17 protein-coding genes are annotated in these 17,404 nt (G+C 66.4%); 9 read left to right on the forward strand and 8 right to left on the reverse strand.

Features of this window, described 5'->3' with window-relative positions; genetic code table 11:
* Window positions 1–104 precede the first annotated feature (104 nt).
* Window positions 105–704: a conditioned medium-induced protein 4 gene (locus tag FCF25_RS07710; protein WP_117593451.1), complete on the reverse strand. Its 600-nt coding sequence runs from the start codon at window positions 702–704 to the stop codon at window positions 105–107.
* 107 nt (window positions 705–811) lie between these two features.
* Between FCF25_RS07710 and FCF25_RS07715 the strand changes: the two genes are divergently transcribed.
* The 5 genes from FCF25_RS07715 to FCF25_RS07735 all read left to right on the forward strand — a co-directional run bounded on the left by FCF25_RS07715 (window position 812) and on the right by FCF25_RS07735 (window position 5,680).
* A complete protein-coding gene (locus FCF25_RS07715; protein WP_137048034.1) occupies window positions 812–1,396 on the forward strand; it encodes a biotin transporter BioY in 585 nt (194 codons plus the stop codon).
* Between the two features lies 1 nt (window position 1,397).
* On the forward strand, window positions 1,398–2,117 hold the full coding sequence (locus FCF25_RS07720; RefSeq protein WP_137048036.1) for an energy-coupling factor ABC transporter ATP-binding protein: 720 nt from the start codon (window positions 1,398–1,400) through the stop codon (window positions 2,115–2,117).
* Window positions 2,111–2,815 (forward strand): energy-coupling factor transporter transmembrane protein EcfT, encoded by a 705-nt coding sequence (locus tag FCF25_RS07725; RefSeq protein ID WP_137048038.1) that lies wholly within the window; start codon window positions 2,111–2,113, stop codon window positions 2,813–2,815. The genes FCF25_RS07720 and FCF25_RS07725 overlap by 7 nt, the downstream gene beginning before the upstream one ends.
* A 94-nt stretch (window positions 2,816–2,909) precedes the next feature.
* Window positions 2,910–5,135 carry a (Fe-S)-binding protein gene (locus tag FCF25_RS07730; RefSeq protein WP_137048040.1) on the forward strand — a complete coding sequence of 742 codons (2,226 nt, stop codon included), beginning with the start codon at window positions 2,910–2,912 and terminating at the stop codon, window positions 5,133–5,135.
* Between the two features lie 353 nt (window positions 5,136–5,488).
* Complete coding sequence (locus FCF25_RS07735; protein ID WP_137048042.1) at window positions 5,489–5,680, forward strand: hypothetical protein; 192 nt, start codon at window positions 5,489–5,491, stop codon at window positions 5,678–5,680.
* Between the two features lie 190 nt (window positions 5,681–5,870).
* Here FCF25_RS07735 and FCF25_RS07740 read toward each other — a convergent pair whose 3' ends face one another.
* Together FCF25_RS07740 and FCF25_RS07745 are read right to left on the reverse strand one after the other, a co-directional pair.
* Window positions 5,871–6,326 (reverse strand): ferritin-like domain-containing protein, encoded by a 456-nt coding sequence (locus tag FCF25_RS07740; protein ID WP_117593441.1) that lies wholly within the window; start codon window positions 6,324–6,326, stop codon window positions 5,871–5,873.
* 99 nt (window positions 6,327–6,425) lie between these two features.
* Window positions 6,426–6,746, reverse strand: coding sequence for a ferredoxin family protein (locus FCF25_RS07745; RefSeq protein WP_117593439.1), 321 nt, complete (start codon window positions 6,744–6,746; stop codon window positions 6,426–6,428).
* A 197-nt stretch (window positions 6,747–6,943) separates the two neighbouring features.
* On the opposite strand from FCF25_RS07745, the gene FCF25_RS07750 reads away from it, so the two are divergent.
* Together FCF25_RS07750 and FCF25_RS07755 are read left to right on the forward strand one after the other, a co-directional pair.
* Entirely contained in the window at window positions 6,944–7,420 is a 477-nt protein-coding gene (locus FCF25_RS07750; protein ID WP_137048043.1) for a cupin domain-containing protein, read from the forward strand.
* A gap of 42 nt (window positions 7,421–7,462) precedes the next feature.
* A complete protein-coding gene (locus tag FCF25_RS07755) occupies window positions 7,463–7,819 on the forward strand; it encodes a thiol-disulfide oxidoreductase DCC family protein (protein ID WP_117593435.1) in 357 nt (118 codons plus the stop codon).
* A 51-nt stretch (window positions 7,820–7,870) separates the two neighbouring features.
* Here FCF25_RS07755 and FCF25_RS07760 read toward each other — a convergent pair whose 3' ends face one another.
* The 5 genes from FCF25_RS07760 to alaS form a co-directional block, all read right to left on the reverse strand.
* Window positions 7,871–8,158 (reverse strand): hypothetical protein, encoded by a 288-nt coding sequence (locus FCF25_RS07760; protein WP_117593433.1) that lies wholly within the window; start codon window positions 8,156–8,158, stop codon window positions 7,871–7,873.
* Window positions 8,159–8,403: 245 nt separating this feature from the next.
* Complete coding sequence (locus FCF25_RS07765; RefSeq protein ID WP_137048045.1) at window positions 8,404–9,621, reverse strand: acyl-CoA dehydrogenase family protein; 1,218 nt, start codon at window positions 9,619–9,621, stop codon at window positions 8,404–8,406.
* 82 nt (window positions 9,622–9,703) lie between these two features.
* Window positions 9,704–10,408: a type 1 glutamine amidotransferase gene (locus tag FCF25_RS07770; protein ID WP_117593429.1), complete on the reverse strand. Its 705-nt coding sequence runs from the start codon at window positions 10,406–10,408 to the stop codon at window positions 9,704–9,706.
* Window positions 10,409–10,482: 74 nt separating this feature from the next.
* Window positions 10,483–11,271 (reverse strand): alpha/beta fold hydrolase, encoded by a 789-nt coding sequence (locus FCF25_RS07775; protein WP_137048047.1) that lies wholly within the window; start codon window positions 11,269–11,271, stop codon window positions 10,483–10,485.
* Window positions 11,272–11,359: 88 nt separating this feature from the next.
* The gene (gene alaS, locus FCF25_RS07780; RefSeq protein WP_137048048.1) at window positions 11,360–14,128 is read right to left on the reverse strand and encodes an alanine--tRNA ligase; all 2,769 of its coding nucleotides are present in this window, start codon (window positions 14,126–14,128) and stop codon (window positions 11,360–11,362) included.
* A gap of 110 nt (window positions 14,129–14,238) precedes the next feature.
* Here alaS and FCF25_RS07785 point away from each other — a divergent pair, with 110 nt between their 5' ends.
* Window positions 14,239–14,757 carry a TspO/MBR family protein gene (locus FCF25_RS07785; protein ID WP_117593423.1) on the forward strand — a complete coding sequence of 173 codons (519 nt, stop codon included), beginning with the start codon at window positions 14,239–14,241 and terminating at the stop codon, window positions 14,755–14,757.
* 151 nt (window positions 14,758–14,908) lie between these two features.
* Entirely contained in the window at window positions 14,909–17,323 is a 2,415-nt protein-coding gene (locus FCF25_RS07790; RefSeq protein WP_137048050.1) for a GAF domain-containing protein, read from the forward strand.
* Window positions 17,324–17,404: the final 81 nt, after the last annotated feature.

Raw genomic sequence — 17,404 nt, forward strand, 5'->3', positions numbered from 1 at the left:
CGACCGCGAGCGAGGCCGTCAGGTCGAGCGAGCGGCCTTTTTGGTGCAGATTTTTGCGCCGAGCGGTTCGCGCTCTGCGCGAACCCGAGGCGTAAAAAGGTGCGTCAGAAGGAAACGTTCGTCTCGATATCTTCGGTTGCCTCTTTCAGGCCGTCCTCGCGGGCGGTCTCGACGAGGCGCGCCGAGAGGTCCGAATCGGTGAGCAGTTCGGCGAACTCGTCGCGGAACCGGTCGTTCGCCCGCGTCGAGCGTTGGTCGGCCTCGACGACCGCCGAGTACCGGCGGACGGTCGACTCGTCGCTGTCGAGTTCGGCGGCCCGGTCGCTCATCGGCACGTCGTCGACGACGAGCGTCCGCAGTTCGTCGAGTGCGAACGGCGCGTCGCGGTCCGACTCGCTCACGAGGTGGAGGTCCATTCGCGCGTCGAACAGTTCCGACTCGTCGAGATTCAGCTCCGCGGCCAGTTCCTCGTCCGACTGCTCGTCGTAGAATCCGCGGACGACCTGCACGAGCGTCGCGGTTTCGAGGTCGTTCGCGAACTCGTACCGGTTCCGCATCGTCGTGACGAGTTCGTCGAGTCGTCGCTCGATGTTCTCCTCGTCCTCGGTCAGGGACCCCCGCCCCTCCTCCTGACTCTCCGTGACGGTATCCGAGCCGGTAGCATCGATGAAGATGTCCCGGAGTTCCGCCGTCTTCTCGTCCATGGTGGCTATTAGACATCCCTGCCGTACAAAAGCCTACTGCCAACTCACACGGGGTACGGAATGTCGTAAACCGTGGTGTTAAAGTGGGTTTACGAAACAATCGAACTATGGCCACATCGACAGACAACGTCGAACTCGTCGGCGACGAGACGGCGAAGAACGTCGCCCGCGCCGCGCTGTTCGCGGCGCTGGTGGGCGCGTTCGCGTACGTCTCGTTTCCGAACCCAGTGTCGCCCGCGCCGGTCTCCTTGCAGGTCCTCGGCGTCTTCCTCGCGGGAATCATGCTCGGCCCCGTCTGGGGCGGCGCGGCGATGGTGCTGTATCTCGCCGCCGGCGCGGCGGGCGTCCCCGTCTTCACGGGCGGTGGAGCCGGCTTCGGCTCACTGCTGGCCGACCCGACGCTCGGCTACCTCTGGTCGTACCCCGTCGCCGCCGCGCTCGTCGGCGTCGTCGTCCACCGAGGCCTCTCGCTCCGAGAGTACCGCGAGGCGAGCACGTCGCTGCTCGTCGGCGCGATGGTCGCCGGCACCGTCGTCGTCTACGCCTTCGGGATGGTCGGGCTGATGCTGACACTCGGTGTCGGCGTCGGCGAGGCGTTCGCCGTCGGCGCGGCCGCCTTTCTGCCCGCCGAGGCGCTGAAGATCGCCGCCGCCGTCGGTATCGTCCGTTCGGACGCCGTCGCCGCCGCATAGGATGATAACGGTCCGCAACCTCACGCACCGCTACGGCGACACCGTCGCCGTCGACGACGTGTCGCTCACCGTCGAAGACGGCGAGTTCCTCGTGCTCGTCGGCGCGAACGGCTCCGGCAAGTCGACGCTCGTCCGCCAGTTCAACGGTCTGCTCGAACCGGATTCGGGCGAGGTGTCCGTCGACGGCAGAGCGGTCCACGAGGACCTCGTCGCCGCGCGTGTCGCCGTCGGCATGGTGTTTCAGGACCCGCGCGACCAACTCGTCGCCGCCACCGTCGGCGCCGACGTGGCGTTCGGCCCGGAGAACCTCGGCCTCTCTCACGCCGAAATCGACCGCCGCGTCGACGCCGCGCTCTCGGCGGTGAACCTCGCGGGGCGAGAAGACGAACGCGTCGCCGACTTCTCGGGTGGCGAGCGCGAACGCGTCGCCATCGCGGGCGCGCTGGCGATGGAACCGACGCATCTCGTGCTGGACGAACCGTTCACCGGTCTCGACGAACCCGCGCGGCGCTCGGTGCTCGACCGTCTCCGGGCGCTCCGCGCCGACGGGACGAGCGTCGTCGTCGTCACCCACGACCTGCGGGACCTCCTCTCGCTTTCGGACCGCGTGGTGGCGATGGCCGACGGTCGAGTCGTCGTCGACGGCGACCCCGAATCGGCGTCGACCCGCGAGTCGCTCGCGGACCTCGACGTGCGCGTTCCACCGGTCGACCCGTGCTGACGTACTCGCCGGGCGACTCGCTCGCCCACCGCCTCGACCCGCGGACGAAGCTCCTCGTGCAGTTCGCTTTCGTCGGTGCCGCGTTCGCCCACGAGACGCCCCGAGGCCTGCTCGTGCTCTCGGGTGTGACCGCCGCACTTCTGTCGTCCTCGGGTCTCTCGCCCCTCTCCGCGCTGCGGGGGTACCGCTTCGTGCTCCCGTTTCTCGCCGCCGGGCCGCTCGTCTCGGCGCTGACGCTCGGCCCGCCGTGGGTCGTTTTCGCGGACGCCATCGACCCCGCGCTCGCCAGCTATCGCGCCCTCCTCGTACTGTTCGTCACCGCCGCCTACGTCCGGTCGACGCCCGTCCGCGAGACGCGAGCGGCCGTCCAGCGCACCGTGCCCGGGAAACTCGGACAGTTCCTCGGTACGGGAATCGCGCTCGTGTTCCGATTCTTCCCGCTCTTGCTCTCGGATTTGCGGCGCACCCGCGAGGCGATGGCCGCCCGACTCGGCGACGAGCGACCGGTCGTCGAGCGCATCGAACTCACGGCGATAGCGGGCCTCGGTCGCGCGTTCGGGCGCGCAGACCGACTGTCGCTCGCACTCCGCGCTCGCTGCTTCGCTTGGAACCCGACGTTGCCGATGCTCCGGTTCGCCCGTCTGGACTGGCTCGGGTTTACCGTCGCGGCAGTTCTTGCGGCGTGGGCGGTCGTCTGACCCTCGCGCCGTCTACCGCTCCGCCCCGTTCGTGCTCTCTCGCGCGGCGAAGCGGGTGGCAAGATTTAACCGGTCCGTACCCCGGTGATTGAGTATGACAGATTTGCAGGTGGGCGGCGCGTTCGCGCCGTCTCCGGGCGTTCCAGCGGCGCTCCTGCAGGCGGAGGCGCCGACGCGTCCGACGTTCTGGACTATCAGCCACGTCGGCGAGGTCGTCTTCTACTGGCTGGCGGCGTTGGTCATTCTCGTCTTCGCCTACGGCGTGTACGAGCGGTTCGCCCGCTACACCCGCGGGAGCGACGAACCCGTCGACCGCCTCGCGGAACTCCCCGAGCGAGTCGGGACCGCCGCCCGAATCGCCCTCTCGAACGAGAAGCAGTTCGACCGCGACCTCTACGCGGGTGTGATGCACGCGTTCATCCTCTGGGGTTTTCTGACGCTGTTCATCGGGACCTCCATCCTCGCGTTCGACATGGACATCTGGACGAAACTGCTCGGACAGGGGTCGTTCTTCCGAGGGGACTTCTACCTCTCGTACTCGCTCGTGATGGACGCGATGGGCTTTCTGTTCGTCGTCGGCGTCTCCATGGCGCTGTACCGACGCTACGCCGTCCGCCACGACCGACTCTGGGGGAAACACACCTCGACGGAGGACGACGCGTTCGTCTGGACGCTGTTTCTGCTCGGCGTCGGCGGCTACCTCATCGAGGGGCTCCGCATCGTCGGCACCGGGTTCCCCGAGTTCGAGACGGTGAGCTTCGTCGGCTACTTCCTCGCGCTGGTATTCGACGGCGCGGGGATGTCGGCCGGACAGGCCGAGTCGCTGTACTGGTTCGGCTGGTGGAGCCACTCGCTTCTCGCGCTGGGGTTCATCGCGTGGATTCCCTACGCCAAACCGTTCCACATGCTCTCGTCGTTCGCCAACGTCGTCACCCGCGACGAGAGGGCGGGCAAGCGACTGCCGAGCGTCCCCGCCGACCTGGACCACGTCAACGCCGAATCCATCGACGACTTCTCCTGGAAGGAGATTCTCGACCAGGACGCCTGCACGAAGTGCGGTCGCTGCTCGTCTGTCTGCCCGGCGAAAGCGTCCGGCCGGCCGCTCGACCCGCGCGACGTGATTCTCGACCTCAAATCCTACAGAGAGTCGCTCGACGCCGGCGAGACGGAGTCGAAGCCGATAATCGCCGACGGCGGTAACGCCGTCATCGACGCTTCGACGATGGAGTCCTGCATGGCCTGCATGGCCTGTATGGACGCCTGCCCAGTCGAAATCGAGCACCTCAACTCCTTCACCCGGATGAACCGTCAACTCACCGACGAGGGCGCGGTCCAGTCGAACATGCAGGACGTCTTCGGCAACCTGATGCAGAAGGGCAACACGTTCGGCGACCCGCCGCGCAAACGCGCCGACTGGGCCGATACCCTCGACTTCGACCTCACCGACGCCCGCGAGGAGGAAGTCGAGTTCCTCTGGTACGTCGGCGACTACCCGAGCTACGACGACCGGAACAAGAAGGTCGCGCGCTCGCTCGCCACGCTGTTCGAGCGCGCGGGCGTCTCCTTCGGCATCCTCTTCGACGACGAGAAGTTCGACGGCAACGACATCCGCCGCGTCGGCGAGGAGTTCCTCTTCCTCGAACTCGCCGGCCACCACGTCGAGACGTTCGAGGACTGCGAATTCGAGAAAATCGTCTGCACGGACCCGCACTCGTACAACACGATGAAGAACGAGTACCCGGAGATCGACTTCGGCGAGTTCGCCGACGACCCCGTGATGCCGTTCGAGTACGACGAGTACTGGAACGATGATGGAGAAATTCCGGTGTACCACTGGTCGCAGGTCGTCGAACGACTCGTCTCCGAGGGCCGCCTCGGACTCGACGGCACCGAACTCGACTACACCGTCACCTACCACGACCCCTGCCACCTCGGCCGCTACAACGACGTGTACGAAGCACCCCGAGACATCATCGAAGCGACCGGCTGCGACCTCCACGAGATGCCGCGCAACCGCGCGGACTCCTTCTGCTGCGGCGGCGGCGGCGGCGGGCTCTGGATGGAGTTCGACGAAGAGCCGAAACCGAGCGAGGAGCGACTCCGCGAGGCGCTAGAAGACACCGACGCGGGCTCGGCGGTCGAGAAGTTCGTCGTCGCCTGTCCGATGTGCATGACGATGTACGAGGACGGGCGGAAAACGGGCGACTTCGAGGACGACATCGAAATCGTCGACGTCGCCGAACTGCTCATCGAAGCGCTCGACGCGAAGGCGGAGACGGCGACCGCAGTCGACGACGCGCGTCCGGCGACCGCGGACTGACTCCGCTGCGGCTACACTTCGGTCGCTCTTTGTCACTCTAACCGTAACTGTAATGTCGTCACCCGTTCCGTTTCGGTTGTCGACCCGTGACCAGAATCACCGATCTTTCGTGTCTCGAGGCGGAGGACGTCAAAGACCGAAATCGGATATTCTATCACAACCCGGATCACGTCTACGATACCCGGTTGCTTCCGGCAGTTACCGAACGTCGTATCAGCAACGTCCGTAATCAAAACCTTCGGCGAGTGATGCGTGGACTACCTCGGCGAACAGCGGTGCACTGCCAGTGTGCGTACTGGATGCGCGCTTTCGTCGGGAAACACTTTTTCCCGGACGCTAACCACCGAACTGCGATGGTCACGCTGGATTACCTTCTCGCCGAAAACGACATCCGTCCGTCTGGATGGCCCGGAGAACGGATCGTAACTACGATACGCGACTCGAAACGGGTTCGGCGTGACCTCGTCACCGTTCGGATGGATACGCTCCGCGAGCGCGACGAGCTGTACGCTGTCTGGTGTGCGCACTTCGACAACCTGTTCTGAGAATACAGCTACTCGTCGAGCTGAACTTCGCCCATCGCGACGTACGCGTCGTAGTTTTCGCGCTCAAGTTCGTCCATCTTGCGCTGGGCACGGCGCTTCATACCTGTCCCTATCCTCTCTGTCCGTATTAACGTTACTGGTCCGGTACGCCGGTCGAGCGACGAACGGCGCGCTCGACGGGCAGATTGACTCAGTCGCCTTTGTACTCTTTTCTGAAGCCGCGGAACTCGGTGCGGTGGGCCTCCTCGTCGGCGAGAATGGTCACGCCGATGTCCTCGGTGACGGGGTCGCCGGCCTCCTCGGCCTGCTCGATGAGCGAGCGGTACGTCTCGATAGCGTCCTCCTCGGCGTCGAGCACGCCGTCGATGACGGAGTACACGTCCGTCGTGTCCTCCGGCGGCTGGAGCGTCTCCTGTCGGGGTTCGAACTCGGCGGAGCCCGGCGGCTGCTCGTCGAGCTGTTTGAGCCGCTCGCCGAGCATCTCCGCGTGGCCGAGCTCCTCCTGGATGTCCTCGCGGAGCGACTCCTTGACCTCCTCGGCGCTGACGCCGTCGAGCACGATAGAGTTCGTCAGATAGTTCATCACCGTCTCTATCTCGTCCATGTACGCCTGCTTTAGCGTGTCCGTGACTTCTTGCGAGGTCATTACACTAGTGAGTGCCACATCCGACGTTATCTAACTGGGTACCGGTCGCTCTCGGGGACTCTCGTCTTCGAGAGGAGGTCCGCGGCGACGGACGGCGGCTCAGTCTCGACTCGCGTCCACGTCGATGGCGTCGACGGGGCAGATATCGACGCAGAGCATGCAGTCGATACACTGGTCCTCGTAGGTCGGTTCGACTTTCTTCTCGCTCTCGGGGTGGTCGGGGGTGTCCACCCACGTGAATACGTCGACGGGACAGTTTTCGAGACACGCGCCGTCGGCGAAGCAGATGTCGTAGTCGACAGCGACGTGCGTGCCGTGGATGCCGAGTTTCTCCGGCGGGTCGACGGGTCCCCACACGTCGACGCCGTTCTCCTCGCCGACTTTCTCCAGGTTTGCGTCGAAGTTCGGGTCGATTCCCATTACCGAACGGTGAGAGAGTCAGCTACTTAAGGGCACGTCTCTGCGAACGGCGTGAGCAGATGGCCCGTCAGCCGAGTCAGACGAGTCTGATGGCGTCTCCGCGAGCGAACGGCTCGTGGCGTCGTCACCCCATTACTGCCTTTGGCGTCCGATTCGTTTCGACCCGGTTTGATAGCCACCGCCCGCGAAGCCGGCGTATGGAACCCGTCAACGAAGCCGACATCGACTGGACCGAGACCGAGCGCGACGACACCCACTTCCGACGGAAGAAACTCGCCAGCGCCGCCGGCGGCGACCGCCTCGGCTGCAGTCTCTACGAACTCCCGCCCGGCGGAAACTCGTGGCCCTATCACTTCCACACGGGCAACGAGGAGGCAATCTACGTACTCTCCGGTCGCGGCACGCTCCGTCTCGACGGCGACGAGTACGACCTGCGAGAAGGCGACTACGTCGCACTGCCGGCCGGCGAGGAGAGCGCCCACCGAGTCGGCAGCGACGGCGGCGAGACGCTCCGTTATCTGATGCTGTCGACGATGGACGACCCGGACGTGAGCGTCTACCCGGATTCGGGGAAGGTCGGCATCTTCGCCGGGTCGGCTCCCGGCAGCGACGCCCCGCGAGTCGTCGAGGGCTACTACCGCCGCGACGACACCGTCGGCTACTGGGAGGGGTGAAAAACGGGGAACACTAAGGGGGCGGCCGTCGAACGGGAGCGTATGTCCGCGCCACGTCTCGTCTACGACGACGACTGCGGCTTCTGCACGTGGTGTGCCGTCGTCGCCGACCGCTACGGCGAGTTCGAGTTGATCGGCTTCGCGGAACTCGCCGACGACCAGCTCGCGCGCCTCCCGGCGGACTACGAGAACTGTGCGCATCTGCTCACGGACGAGACTGTCTACTCCTGCGGAGCGGCCGCGGAGCGAGTGCTCGCGGCGTTGCATCCCGTCTTCGACGGTGTGTTTTCGGTACTCCGTCGAGTGCCGGCGTACCCGTCGCTCCGCGAGCGACTGTATCGGTGGGCCGCCGACCGACGGGCGGTCTGGGGACGGTTCGTCAGTCGGTCGTCGGTCTGACGGGGCGGCGAAACGGCGGCGCGTTCGCCCGGTTCGGGGACCGAGGGCCAGTTATTCGATGGTTCGGCGGATGTAGCCGAGTACGGCTTCGCCGGGTTCGACGTCGCGTTCGGGTGCGGACTCCAGATACGTCGCGAGCATCTGTCGGAGCCTCCGGAGTTCGCTGTCGGTGAACGTTTCGTCCTCTTCGACCTTCTCGCGGAGGGCGTGTTCCTGCATCGGCTTCTGCCCGGTGTCGAGCGTGCGCTCGATGGCCGCGAGAACGGCGGCGTGGACGACCCACGACTCGGCGTGCGTGAGGTCGAGTTCGGCTGAGCCGTTGTACGCTGGAGTGGTCATGGCTCGCCCGACGCTACGTCGTCGACAGGTAAAGCCTCCCCGTCCGTGTCACAACCGAAACGTACATCCCTAACCGGTATAGGTGCTCGATTTCCAACGTCTGCGGCGTCTCTGCGAAAACTGATTCAGAAATTGACTGTAAGATAGTCGAACTGGTTATTCTCTCCGCGATTGCGATATTTCTCGAAGACTACTCGAACGCCGCAATCCCGGTTTCTCACCGCGATTGCGATATTTCTCGAAGACTACTCGAACGCCGCAATCCCGGTGAGATCCTTCCCGAGGACCAGCGTATGGATATCGTGGGTTCCCTCGTAGGTGTACACCGTCTCCAGGTTCGAGAGGTGCCGCATCGGCGGGTAGTCGGTCGTGATACCGTTGCCTCCGAGCATCTCGCGGGCGATTCGCGCCTGGTCGCGCGCCATCCGCACGTTGTTGCGCTTGGCCATGGACACCTGCTCGGGTCGGAGGTCGCCGCGCTCTTTCAGGTCGGCGAGGCGGTACGCGAGCAACTGACTCGTCGTGATCTGCGTCGCCATCTCCGCGAGTTTCTCCTGCTGAATCTGGAAGCGTGCGATTGGGCCGCCGAACTGTTCGCGGTCGGTCGCGTACTGCCGCGCCGTCTCGAAGCAGTCGCGCGCCGACCCGACCGCGCCCCACGCGATACCGAACCGCGCCTGCGTGAGACACGAGAGCGGGCCTTTTAGCCCCTCGACACCCGGGAGGACGTTCTCCTCGGGGATTCGGACGTCGTTGAGGCCGATCTCGCCCGTGATGGACGCGCGCATCGAGAGCTTCTCGTCTATCTTGTTCGTCGTCACGCCGTCTCGGTCGGTCTCGACGAGGAACCCGCGAATCGGCGACCCGTCGGCGGAGGTGTCGCGCGCCCAGACGACGGCCACGTCCGCGATGGGCGAGTTCGTGATCCACGTCTTCGAGCCGTTGAGGACGTACTCGTCGCCGTCCCGAGAAGCGTTCGTCGCTTCTCGGGGGTCAGCCGAGGTTTCCTCGGCGGAGTCGCGCTCCGCACGCGTCTCCATCCCCGAGGGGTTCGACCCGTGGTTCGGCTCCGTGAGACCGAAACAGCCGACGGCCTCGCCCGTCCCGAGCTCCGGGAGCCAGCGCTCTTTCTGCTCGTCGCTGCCGAAGGCGTGGATGGGGTACATCACGAGCGCGCCCTGCACGCTCGCCATCGACCGGATGCCCGCGTCGCCGGCCTCCAGTTCCTGCATCAGCAGTCCGTAGGCGCGCTCGCCTACGTTCGGGAGGCCGTAGCCGTCGAGGTTCGGCGCGTAGAAGCCGAGTTCGCCCATCTCGGGGATGAGCTCCTCGGGGAACGTCCCCGCCTCGTAGTGGTCGCCGATCTCCGGTTTGACCTTCTCGTCGACGAACCTGCGGGCGGTGTCGCGAATCATCCGCTCCTCCTCGTCGAGGTCGGCCTCCAAATCTACGTAATCGAGCATGTAGGACTCTGCGCGGCGTCGTGTGAAAAAGTGTTCGTAAGTGTTGCCTGTTGCCTGTTGACGCACCCGCCGCCGAGATGGCTCAGACTTCCGCCGCCTGCCCCTCGCGAACGCGCTTCGCGTGCGCGACGAAGTTGTCGAACAACTGCTTGGCCTCGCAGGCGGCGTCGAACTTCTCGCTCGTGATACCGGAGAGCACCTCGTCGACCCGCTCGTCGCCGAGTCGCTCGCGCTTGCCCTCGGTCACCTCGCGCGCCGTCTCAACGTCGTACTCGGGGTGGAACTGCACGCCGTAGCTGTCGCCCGTACGGAAGGCGTGGACGCCGAACTCGTTTTTCGCCAGTAGCTCCGCGCCCGGCGGCAGTTCGAGGACCGCGTCGCCGTGGGTCGTGAACACGGTAAACCGGTCGTCGATGCCCTCGAACAGCGGGTCGTTGTCGAGATGCTCGACCTCGTTGTAACCGATTTCGAAGTCGTCCATGCCGCCGACGCGCCCGCCGAGCGCCTCCGCGAGCACCTGGTGGCCGTAGCAGACGCCGAGCACGGGAATCCCACGCCCGGCGGCTTCGGCGACGTAGTCGACGAGCGGCGGTATCCACTCTTCGTCCCAGTACACGGAGGCCCGAGAGCCGGTGACGACGACGCCGTCGTACTCGTAGCCGTCGGGAAGCTCTCCCTCGCTGGCGGCGAACTCCACGAGGTCGGCGTCGAGTTCGCGTCTGAAGTTCCGTCTGGTGCTTCCGCTGCCGTGAGAGGCGTCGAGAAGCGCGAAGCGAAGTCTGCTCATGCTGGAGACTGAGTCTCTCGGGGGTCAAAGGCGTTGCGTCCGGGCGAATCCTGCCGACGTCTATGGGGTGGGTCTCAGAGATACTCCACGTCGGAGTGCTCTTCCAGAAACGCCAAGAGGCGGTCGTTGACGTCCTTCGACGTTTCGACGCCGACGAGGTGACCCGCGCCGTCGACCGCCTCGAACGTCCCGCGCGGGAGGCCGTCTGCGAGTCTCCGCCCTCGTTCGACGGGCCACGCCGAGTCGGCGGTCCCGTGGAGGACGAGGCTCGGAGCCGTAATCTCGTACAGTCGGTCGCTCGCGTCGAACCGCTCGGTGGCGGTCGTCTGCGCGTCCCACACTCGCGGCGACGCGTCCTCGTCGGCCCGCCACGCGACGATTCGGTCGACGACGTCGGGGTGTCGCTCGACGAACGCCGCCGAGAGGGCCGCTTCGGTCGTCCGACGGAGTTCCTCACGGTCGTCGGGATGCCCGTGCAGCGGTGCGAGCTCCAACCCCGTCCCCGTGGCGGCGGTCGCCACCAGCGTCAAACTCGCCACGCGGTTCGACGAGAGCGCCGTCTGGAGAGCGACCATCCCGCCGAGACCCGCGCCGACGAGGTGCGCTTTCCGGACCCCGTGGTCGGCGAGGACGACTTCGAGGTCCTGTGCGAGCTCGCCGACCGTGTACGGTCCGTCGGGCACGTCCGAGCGGCCGACGCCGCGCTGGTCGTAGACGAGGCTCTCGAACGGCCCGGCGACGGCGGCGTGTTGCCAGCCCCACTGCCACGCGCCGTAGCCCGCGTCGCCGACGAACGCGACGGTTTCGCCGTCACCGTCGGTCTGGTAGTGAAGCGAGACGCCGCCGTTCGTTGCGGTAGTCATTGACGGATGCTCGTCTCTCGACACCGTCAGCGTTGCGTCTGCGAGTCGCGGAGAGAGAAAGAGACAGAGGGGCCGACCGTCCGCGAGCCTACGCGTTCAGAACGTTCCGAAGCACGTCGGGCGCGCTGTCGAGCGCCTCGTCGAGGCTGTCGACGTCCGGGCCGCCGCCCTGCGCGAAGTCCGCGGGACCGCCGCCGCCGCCGCCGACCCTCCCGGCGAGTTCGCCGACGACTTCGCCGGCGTTGATGGCGACGCCGTCGGGGACGCTCACGACGAACTGGGCGCTGCCGCCCGCGCCGCTGCCGAGGACGGCGACCTTCCCGTCCTCGGAGAGCGCGGTGGCCGTCGCGCGGAGTTCGTCGGTGTCGGTGTCGAGTCGTTGGACGACGGCTGGCGTCCCGCCTACGTCTATCTCCTCGGCCTCGGCCGCGGCGCGAGCCTCGGCGAGTTCCTGCTTCAGGCGGTCTATCTGCTTACCGCGCTCCTTCCACTCGGTGAAGAACCGCTCGGCGGTGTCCGGCACGTCCTCGGGGTTGACGTCGAGCACCTCGGCCGCGTCGCGGAGGTGGTTCTCCGTCTCCTGAGTCGCGCGAATCGCGGCGTCGCCCGCCGCGAAAATGATGCGCTCGACGCCGTCCTGCACGGGCTCGGTGGTGAGGATTTTGATGGTGCCGATGTCGCCGGTCCGATTGACGTGCGTGCCACCGCAGGCCTGGATGTCGTCGGCGACCTGGATGAGTCGAATCTGCTCGCCCGGCGGGATGCCGCCCTGATAGAGGTCGAAGCCGTACTTCTCCTGGGCGTCGTTGCGGTCGGGCCACTCCTGTTTCACCGGGACGTTGTCGCGGACGAGTCGGTTGGCGACGCGCTCTATCTCCTCGACCTGCTCGCGCGTGAGCCGCTCGTAGTGAGTGATGTCGAAACGCGAGCGCTCGACGCCTTTCTGCGCGCCCGCCTGTCGGACGTGGTCGCCGAGGACCTCTCGGGCCGCGTAGCCGACGATGTGCGTCGCGGTGTGGTGTTGCATCAGGCTGCGGCGACGTTCGATGTCGACCTGCCCGCGGACGAACTCGCCCTTGCCGGGGTCGGCGTCGGTCCGGTGGAGGATGACGCCGTCGCGACGCTGCACGTCGCTCACTTCGACGGAGCCGTCGTCGGAGACGAGATGGCCGTGGTCGGCGGGTTGACCGCCGCCTTCTGGGTAGAACATCGTCTGGTCCAACACGACGTCGTAGCCGTCATCGCGCTCGAACACGTCGAGGACGACGGCCTCGAACTCCGTGCGCTCCTGGTCGTCGTAGTAGAGTCGCTCGGTCTCCGGGAGGTCCGAGAGCCGTTCGTCGCGCTCCGTGGCCGCCTCGGTCTGCTGGGGCGTCTCGTGGCGCGCGGCGACGAGCGAGTAGAAGTCGTCGGGAATTTCCACGTCGACGTCGCGCTCGTCGGCTATCTCCTGCACCATGTCGGGCTGGATGCCGTGGCTGTCGTACAGCTCGATGAGCTCCTGCGTCGGAATCGGCTCGCCCTTCTCGGCGAACTCCTCGGCCAACTGGCGGACGCGCCGACCGCCGCGTTCGAGCGTCTCTCTGTACTTGCGCTCCTCGGTGCGGACGATATCGCGAACCGTGTCGCGGTTCTCGTAGCCGAGGCGCTTGGCCTGCATGTCGACGAGTTCGTCCAGCGGCGCGTCGACGCCGACGTTGTCGACCAGTCGCTTCGTTCGTCGAAGCACCATCCGCGAGAGGTAGCCCGTCCCGACGTTCGAGGGGACGATGCCGTCGCCGAACATGTACGCGAGCGTCCGACAGTGGTCGGCGATGGCGTAGATGTCTTCGAGCGGCCGCATCAGTTCGGTCAACTCGTCGGCGTCGGCGTCGAGTCGCCCGGCGATTTCGGCACGCGCCGTCTTCATGTCCTCGGCCTCGTCGATGTCCATCGCCCCGGCGAGTTTCGCGGCGCGGTGGACGAGTTCCTCCTCCTCGTCGGTGTGGTCGATGCCGGCGTTCTCCTTGAGGAACGCGATCATATCGGGGTAGACCGCCTCGTAGACGGTCGGCGTCCCCTGGCTCATCCACGTCCAGCGTTCGAGACCGTAGCCGGTGTCGACGATGTACGTGTCCATCGGCGAGTACCGGTTGCCGTCCTTCAGTTCGTACTCGCCGTCGGGGTCCTGCTCCATCGACATGAAGACGAGCGTCGCCAGCTCCGCGCCCTTGTAGATGACCTCGATGGCGGGACCGGCGTTGCCGCCGCCGACCCACGGGTCCTCGATGTACGTTATCTCCTCGACGTTCGCGCCGAGGCTCTCGAAGAACTCGTCGCAGTACTGCACCGTCTCGTCCTTCCAGTACACCTCGCCCTCGTAGGCGTACCGGTCGCCGACCTCCTCGCGGGCGTTGAACGCGTGGTGGGCCATCATCTCGAACGCCATCGTGTGGCGGCCCGTCTTGCCGACGTTGTCGATGTCCTGCATTCGGATGCACGGCTGACTGATGCAGAGCGGGTTCGCCGGCGGCGGCGTCTCGCCCGAGGTGACGAGCGGCTGGAAGTCGTAGATGGACGCCTGCGTCAGCAGCACGTCGTCGCGCCAGCGGTTCGCCGCGACCGGATACGGTTCGATACGCGTGTGGCCGTTCTCCTCGAAGAACGAGAGGAACTCCTCGCGCATCTCCTCCATCGTGTGCGATTCGGCGAACCCGGGGTCGCCGATGAAGCTGTACTCGTCGCACGGCGGTTCGCCGCACGTCTCGCGGTCGTGGTCGCGCGTCCAGAAGTGGGCACCGCAGGAGACGCACTCCTTGCGCTCGAAGTCGTTCTCTTCGAAATAGTCGAGACGATACTCCGATTCGAGGCTGCTCATTGGTTCTGTTTGGCCGATGACCGGCTAAAAGGATTCGGGAACGCCGGGCGGCGTTTCGCCATCGGTTTGTCGGGAGAAGCGTTAGGCTCCCGGCGTCCCTCACGGTGAGTATGGAACGCACGCAAAGCCGAACGCTCCCGGACGGACGCTCGCTCGCGACTGCACTGGGGTTCGTCGTCCTCGTCAACGCAGTCGGTGCGGCGCCCGCACTGCTCGCCGGCCCGGACACGGCGTGGTTCGCCTCGCTCGAGAAACCGTGGTTCTACCCGCCGCCCATCACCTTCGGCGTCGTCTGGACGGCGCTGTTCACGCTGCAGGGAATCGCCCTCTGGTTGCTGTGGGAGCGCCGCCCCTCGTCGGCGGTTCGAGCCGCGTACGCCGCCTTCGCCGCGCAGTTTGTCCTGAATCTCGCGTGGACACCCGCGTTCTTCGCGCTCCAGCTGCCGCTCGTCGCCTTCGGTATCATCGTCGCACTCTGGGTCGCCGTCGTGGTCACCATCGCGCTGTTCGCCCGCGTCGACCGCCGTGCGGCGGCGCTTCTCGTCCCCTATCTGCTCTGGGCGTCGTTCGCCGCCGTCCTCAACTTCGAAATCTGGCGGTTGAATACCTCGCTCGCCCCGATGCTGTAACGGTCCCCGGCGATTCGTCATCGACTCCCCGACCGACCGAACACTCACCTTCCGGGCAGAGGCTCTGTGAATCTGGATTTTCTCGCCGTCCGATTGGCTCCGGAATCGTTATGTTGGTGCTGAAACACTAATCTGAGTAATACTCTCTCTCATGCCAACCAAATCGTCGGTCAAGGTGCTTCTCGTCGCGGACGCCCCCGCCGAGAACGTCGACGCCGTTCTCGACGCCGAGGAGACGGTTTCGGTCCGGCGGTGCGGCTTCGACGCCGTGGACGAGAATCTCGCGGGCGTCGACTGCCTCGTTCTCACCGACACGTTCTCGCTCTCGGGTGCTGCGCGCGAGATTCCGACGGTCCTCTGTACGCGCGGTTCGCCGACCGCGGTGGACAGTCCGCAGCGGTACGACGCGTTCGCGCCCGCCGAGACCCCGTCGGTGCTGCCGGCGCAGATTCGGTGGGCGACGCGTCGAAACGACAGCGCGAACCGCCGTCGAATCGCCAAACTGCACGGGGGCGCGGCGACGCTCATCGGCGCTCGAAGCGCCGCCGAACTGTACGAGTCGACGATCGACATCGCCTCTCGGGTGCTCGCGTTCGACACCTGTTACGTCGGCGTCGTCACCGACGACCCGACGGCCGACCGCCAGGACGTCGCAGACGGCGACGAGTGGGTCGTTCCGGAGGCGACCTGTCCCTCCTCGGCGCACGTCGACGAACTGCCGGTGTCGCGCGGCGTCGCCGGACGGACGTACCGAACCGGCGAGTCGCTCGTCATCGACGATTTGCACGCGCATCCGGTGGCCGAACCCTCGGATGTCGCCTACCAGTCGGGTCTCAGCGTCGCGCTCGGCGACGACGCCGTCTTCCAGGCGATCTCGACGCAGCCCGACGCGTTCGACGAGACGGACCTCCACCTCGCCGAGTTGCTGGTGACGTACGCGACGGAGACGCTGTCGCGTATCCGCTCGGAGGAGGCACTGCGACGGCGCCGCGAGGAGATCGCCCGTCTCCACGAGGCGACGACGGACCTCGTCGGCTGCACGGACGAAGACGAACTGTACCGACGGGCCATCGAGACGGCCGAGAACGTCCTCTCGTTCGACTCCTGCTACATCCGGATGGTCGAAGACGGGGAGTTCCGCATACGCGCGGAGTCCGACACCGACCACGAGTGGGAGATACAGACGATTCCGGTCGACCACGGCCTCTCCGGGTGGACGCTTCGCGAGAGCCGCTCGTACCTGGTGGACGACGCCCAGACCGACGCCAAATCCCAACCGGTGAGCAACAACTACCACGCGGTGCTCAGCACCCCCATCGGCGACGCGGGCGTGTTTCAGGCGTTCTCGGCGACACCCGCCGCCTTCGACGAGCGCGACCTGGAGTTCGCCGAGATTCTGGTCTCGTACGTCCGGACGACCCGTTCCCGGATTCGCTCCGAGCGGACGCTCCGCGCGCGCGAACGCGAACTCACCGCCGAGCGCGACCGACTCAGCGCGCTGTTCGAGAACGTCCCCGACGCCGCCGTCGCCTACGAGTTCGTCGACGGCGAACCCATCGTCCGGCGCGTCAACTCGGCGTTCGAGGAGATATTCGGCTACGACGCCGACAGTATCGTCGGCGAGAACGTCGACGAGTACATCGTCGGGGAGGGCGTCGACGGGACCGACCCGAGTTCCGCCTCGCGGCTCAACCGGCAGCTACAGGACGGCGAGAGCCTCCGCCGCGAGTGCCGACGACTCACCGCCGACGGTCCGCGGGAGTTCCTCCTCCACGTGGTCCCGCTGGCCATCGGCGAGACGAACGTCGCGGGCTTCGCTATCTACACCGACATCACCGAGCGAACCCGCCGCGAGAAGCGCCTCGCCAGGCAGAACGAACAGTTAGAGGAGTTCGCACACATCGTCTCGCACGACCTCCGAAACCCCCTGTCGGTCGCCGTCGGCCACCTCTCTATCGCGCGCGAGACCGGCGCCGAGGAGTCGCTCGACGCCGTCGAACGCTCGCTCGGCCGGATGGACGACCTCATCGACGACCTGCTGTCGCTGGCGCGGGCGGGCCGAACCGTCGAAGAGCGGACGCCGCTGGACGCCGCCGATATCGCGATGCGGGCGTGGGGCGGCGTCGACACCTCGAACGCGACGCTTCACTCCGATGGGCCGATAGCCGTCGACGCCGACGAGAGCCGACTGCGCGAACTGTTCGAGAACCTCTTTCGCAACGCCGTCGAACACGGCGGCGACGCGGTCTCCGTCTCGGTCGGTCCGGTCGACGACGGCTTCTTCGTCGCCGACGACGGACCCGGCGTCGACGAGGCGGACCGCGAACGCGTCTTCGACCGGGGTTTCTCGACCGGCGGCGACGGCATCGGCGTCGGTCTCCACATCGTCCGCACTATCGCGGAGGCGCACGACTGGTCGGTGACCGTCTGCGACAGCCCCGAGGGCGGTGCCTGTTTCCACTTCGTCACCCACGAAGCGGACGACCAGTCCGGTGAATCCGGCGCGGACCTCTCGGAGGAGGCGTTTCCGACGCTCGGGACGAACAGCGGTCCGCGCGGCGAGTAGGCGGTATTGATTCGTTCGGAGCACCGCGCTCGTCCGGCGTCCGCGCCCCGTCCGGCGTCCGCACCCCGTCTGGTGTCCGCG

The sequence above is a fragment of the Haloprofundus sp. MHR1 genome, from assembly GCF_005155585.1.
Taxonomy (GTDB): domain Archaea; phylum Halobacteriota; class Halobacteria; order Halobacteriales; family Haloferacaceae; genus Haloprofundus; species Haloprofundus halophilus.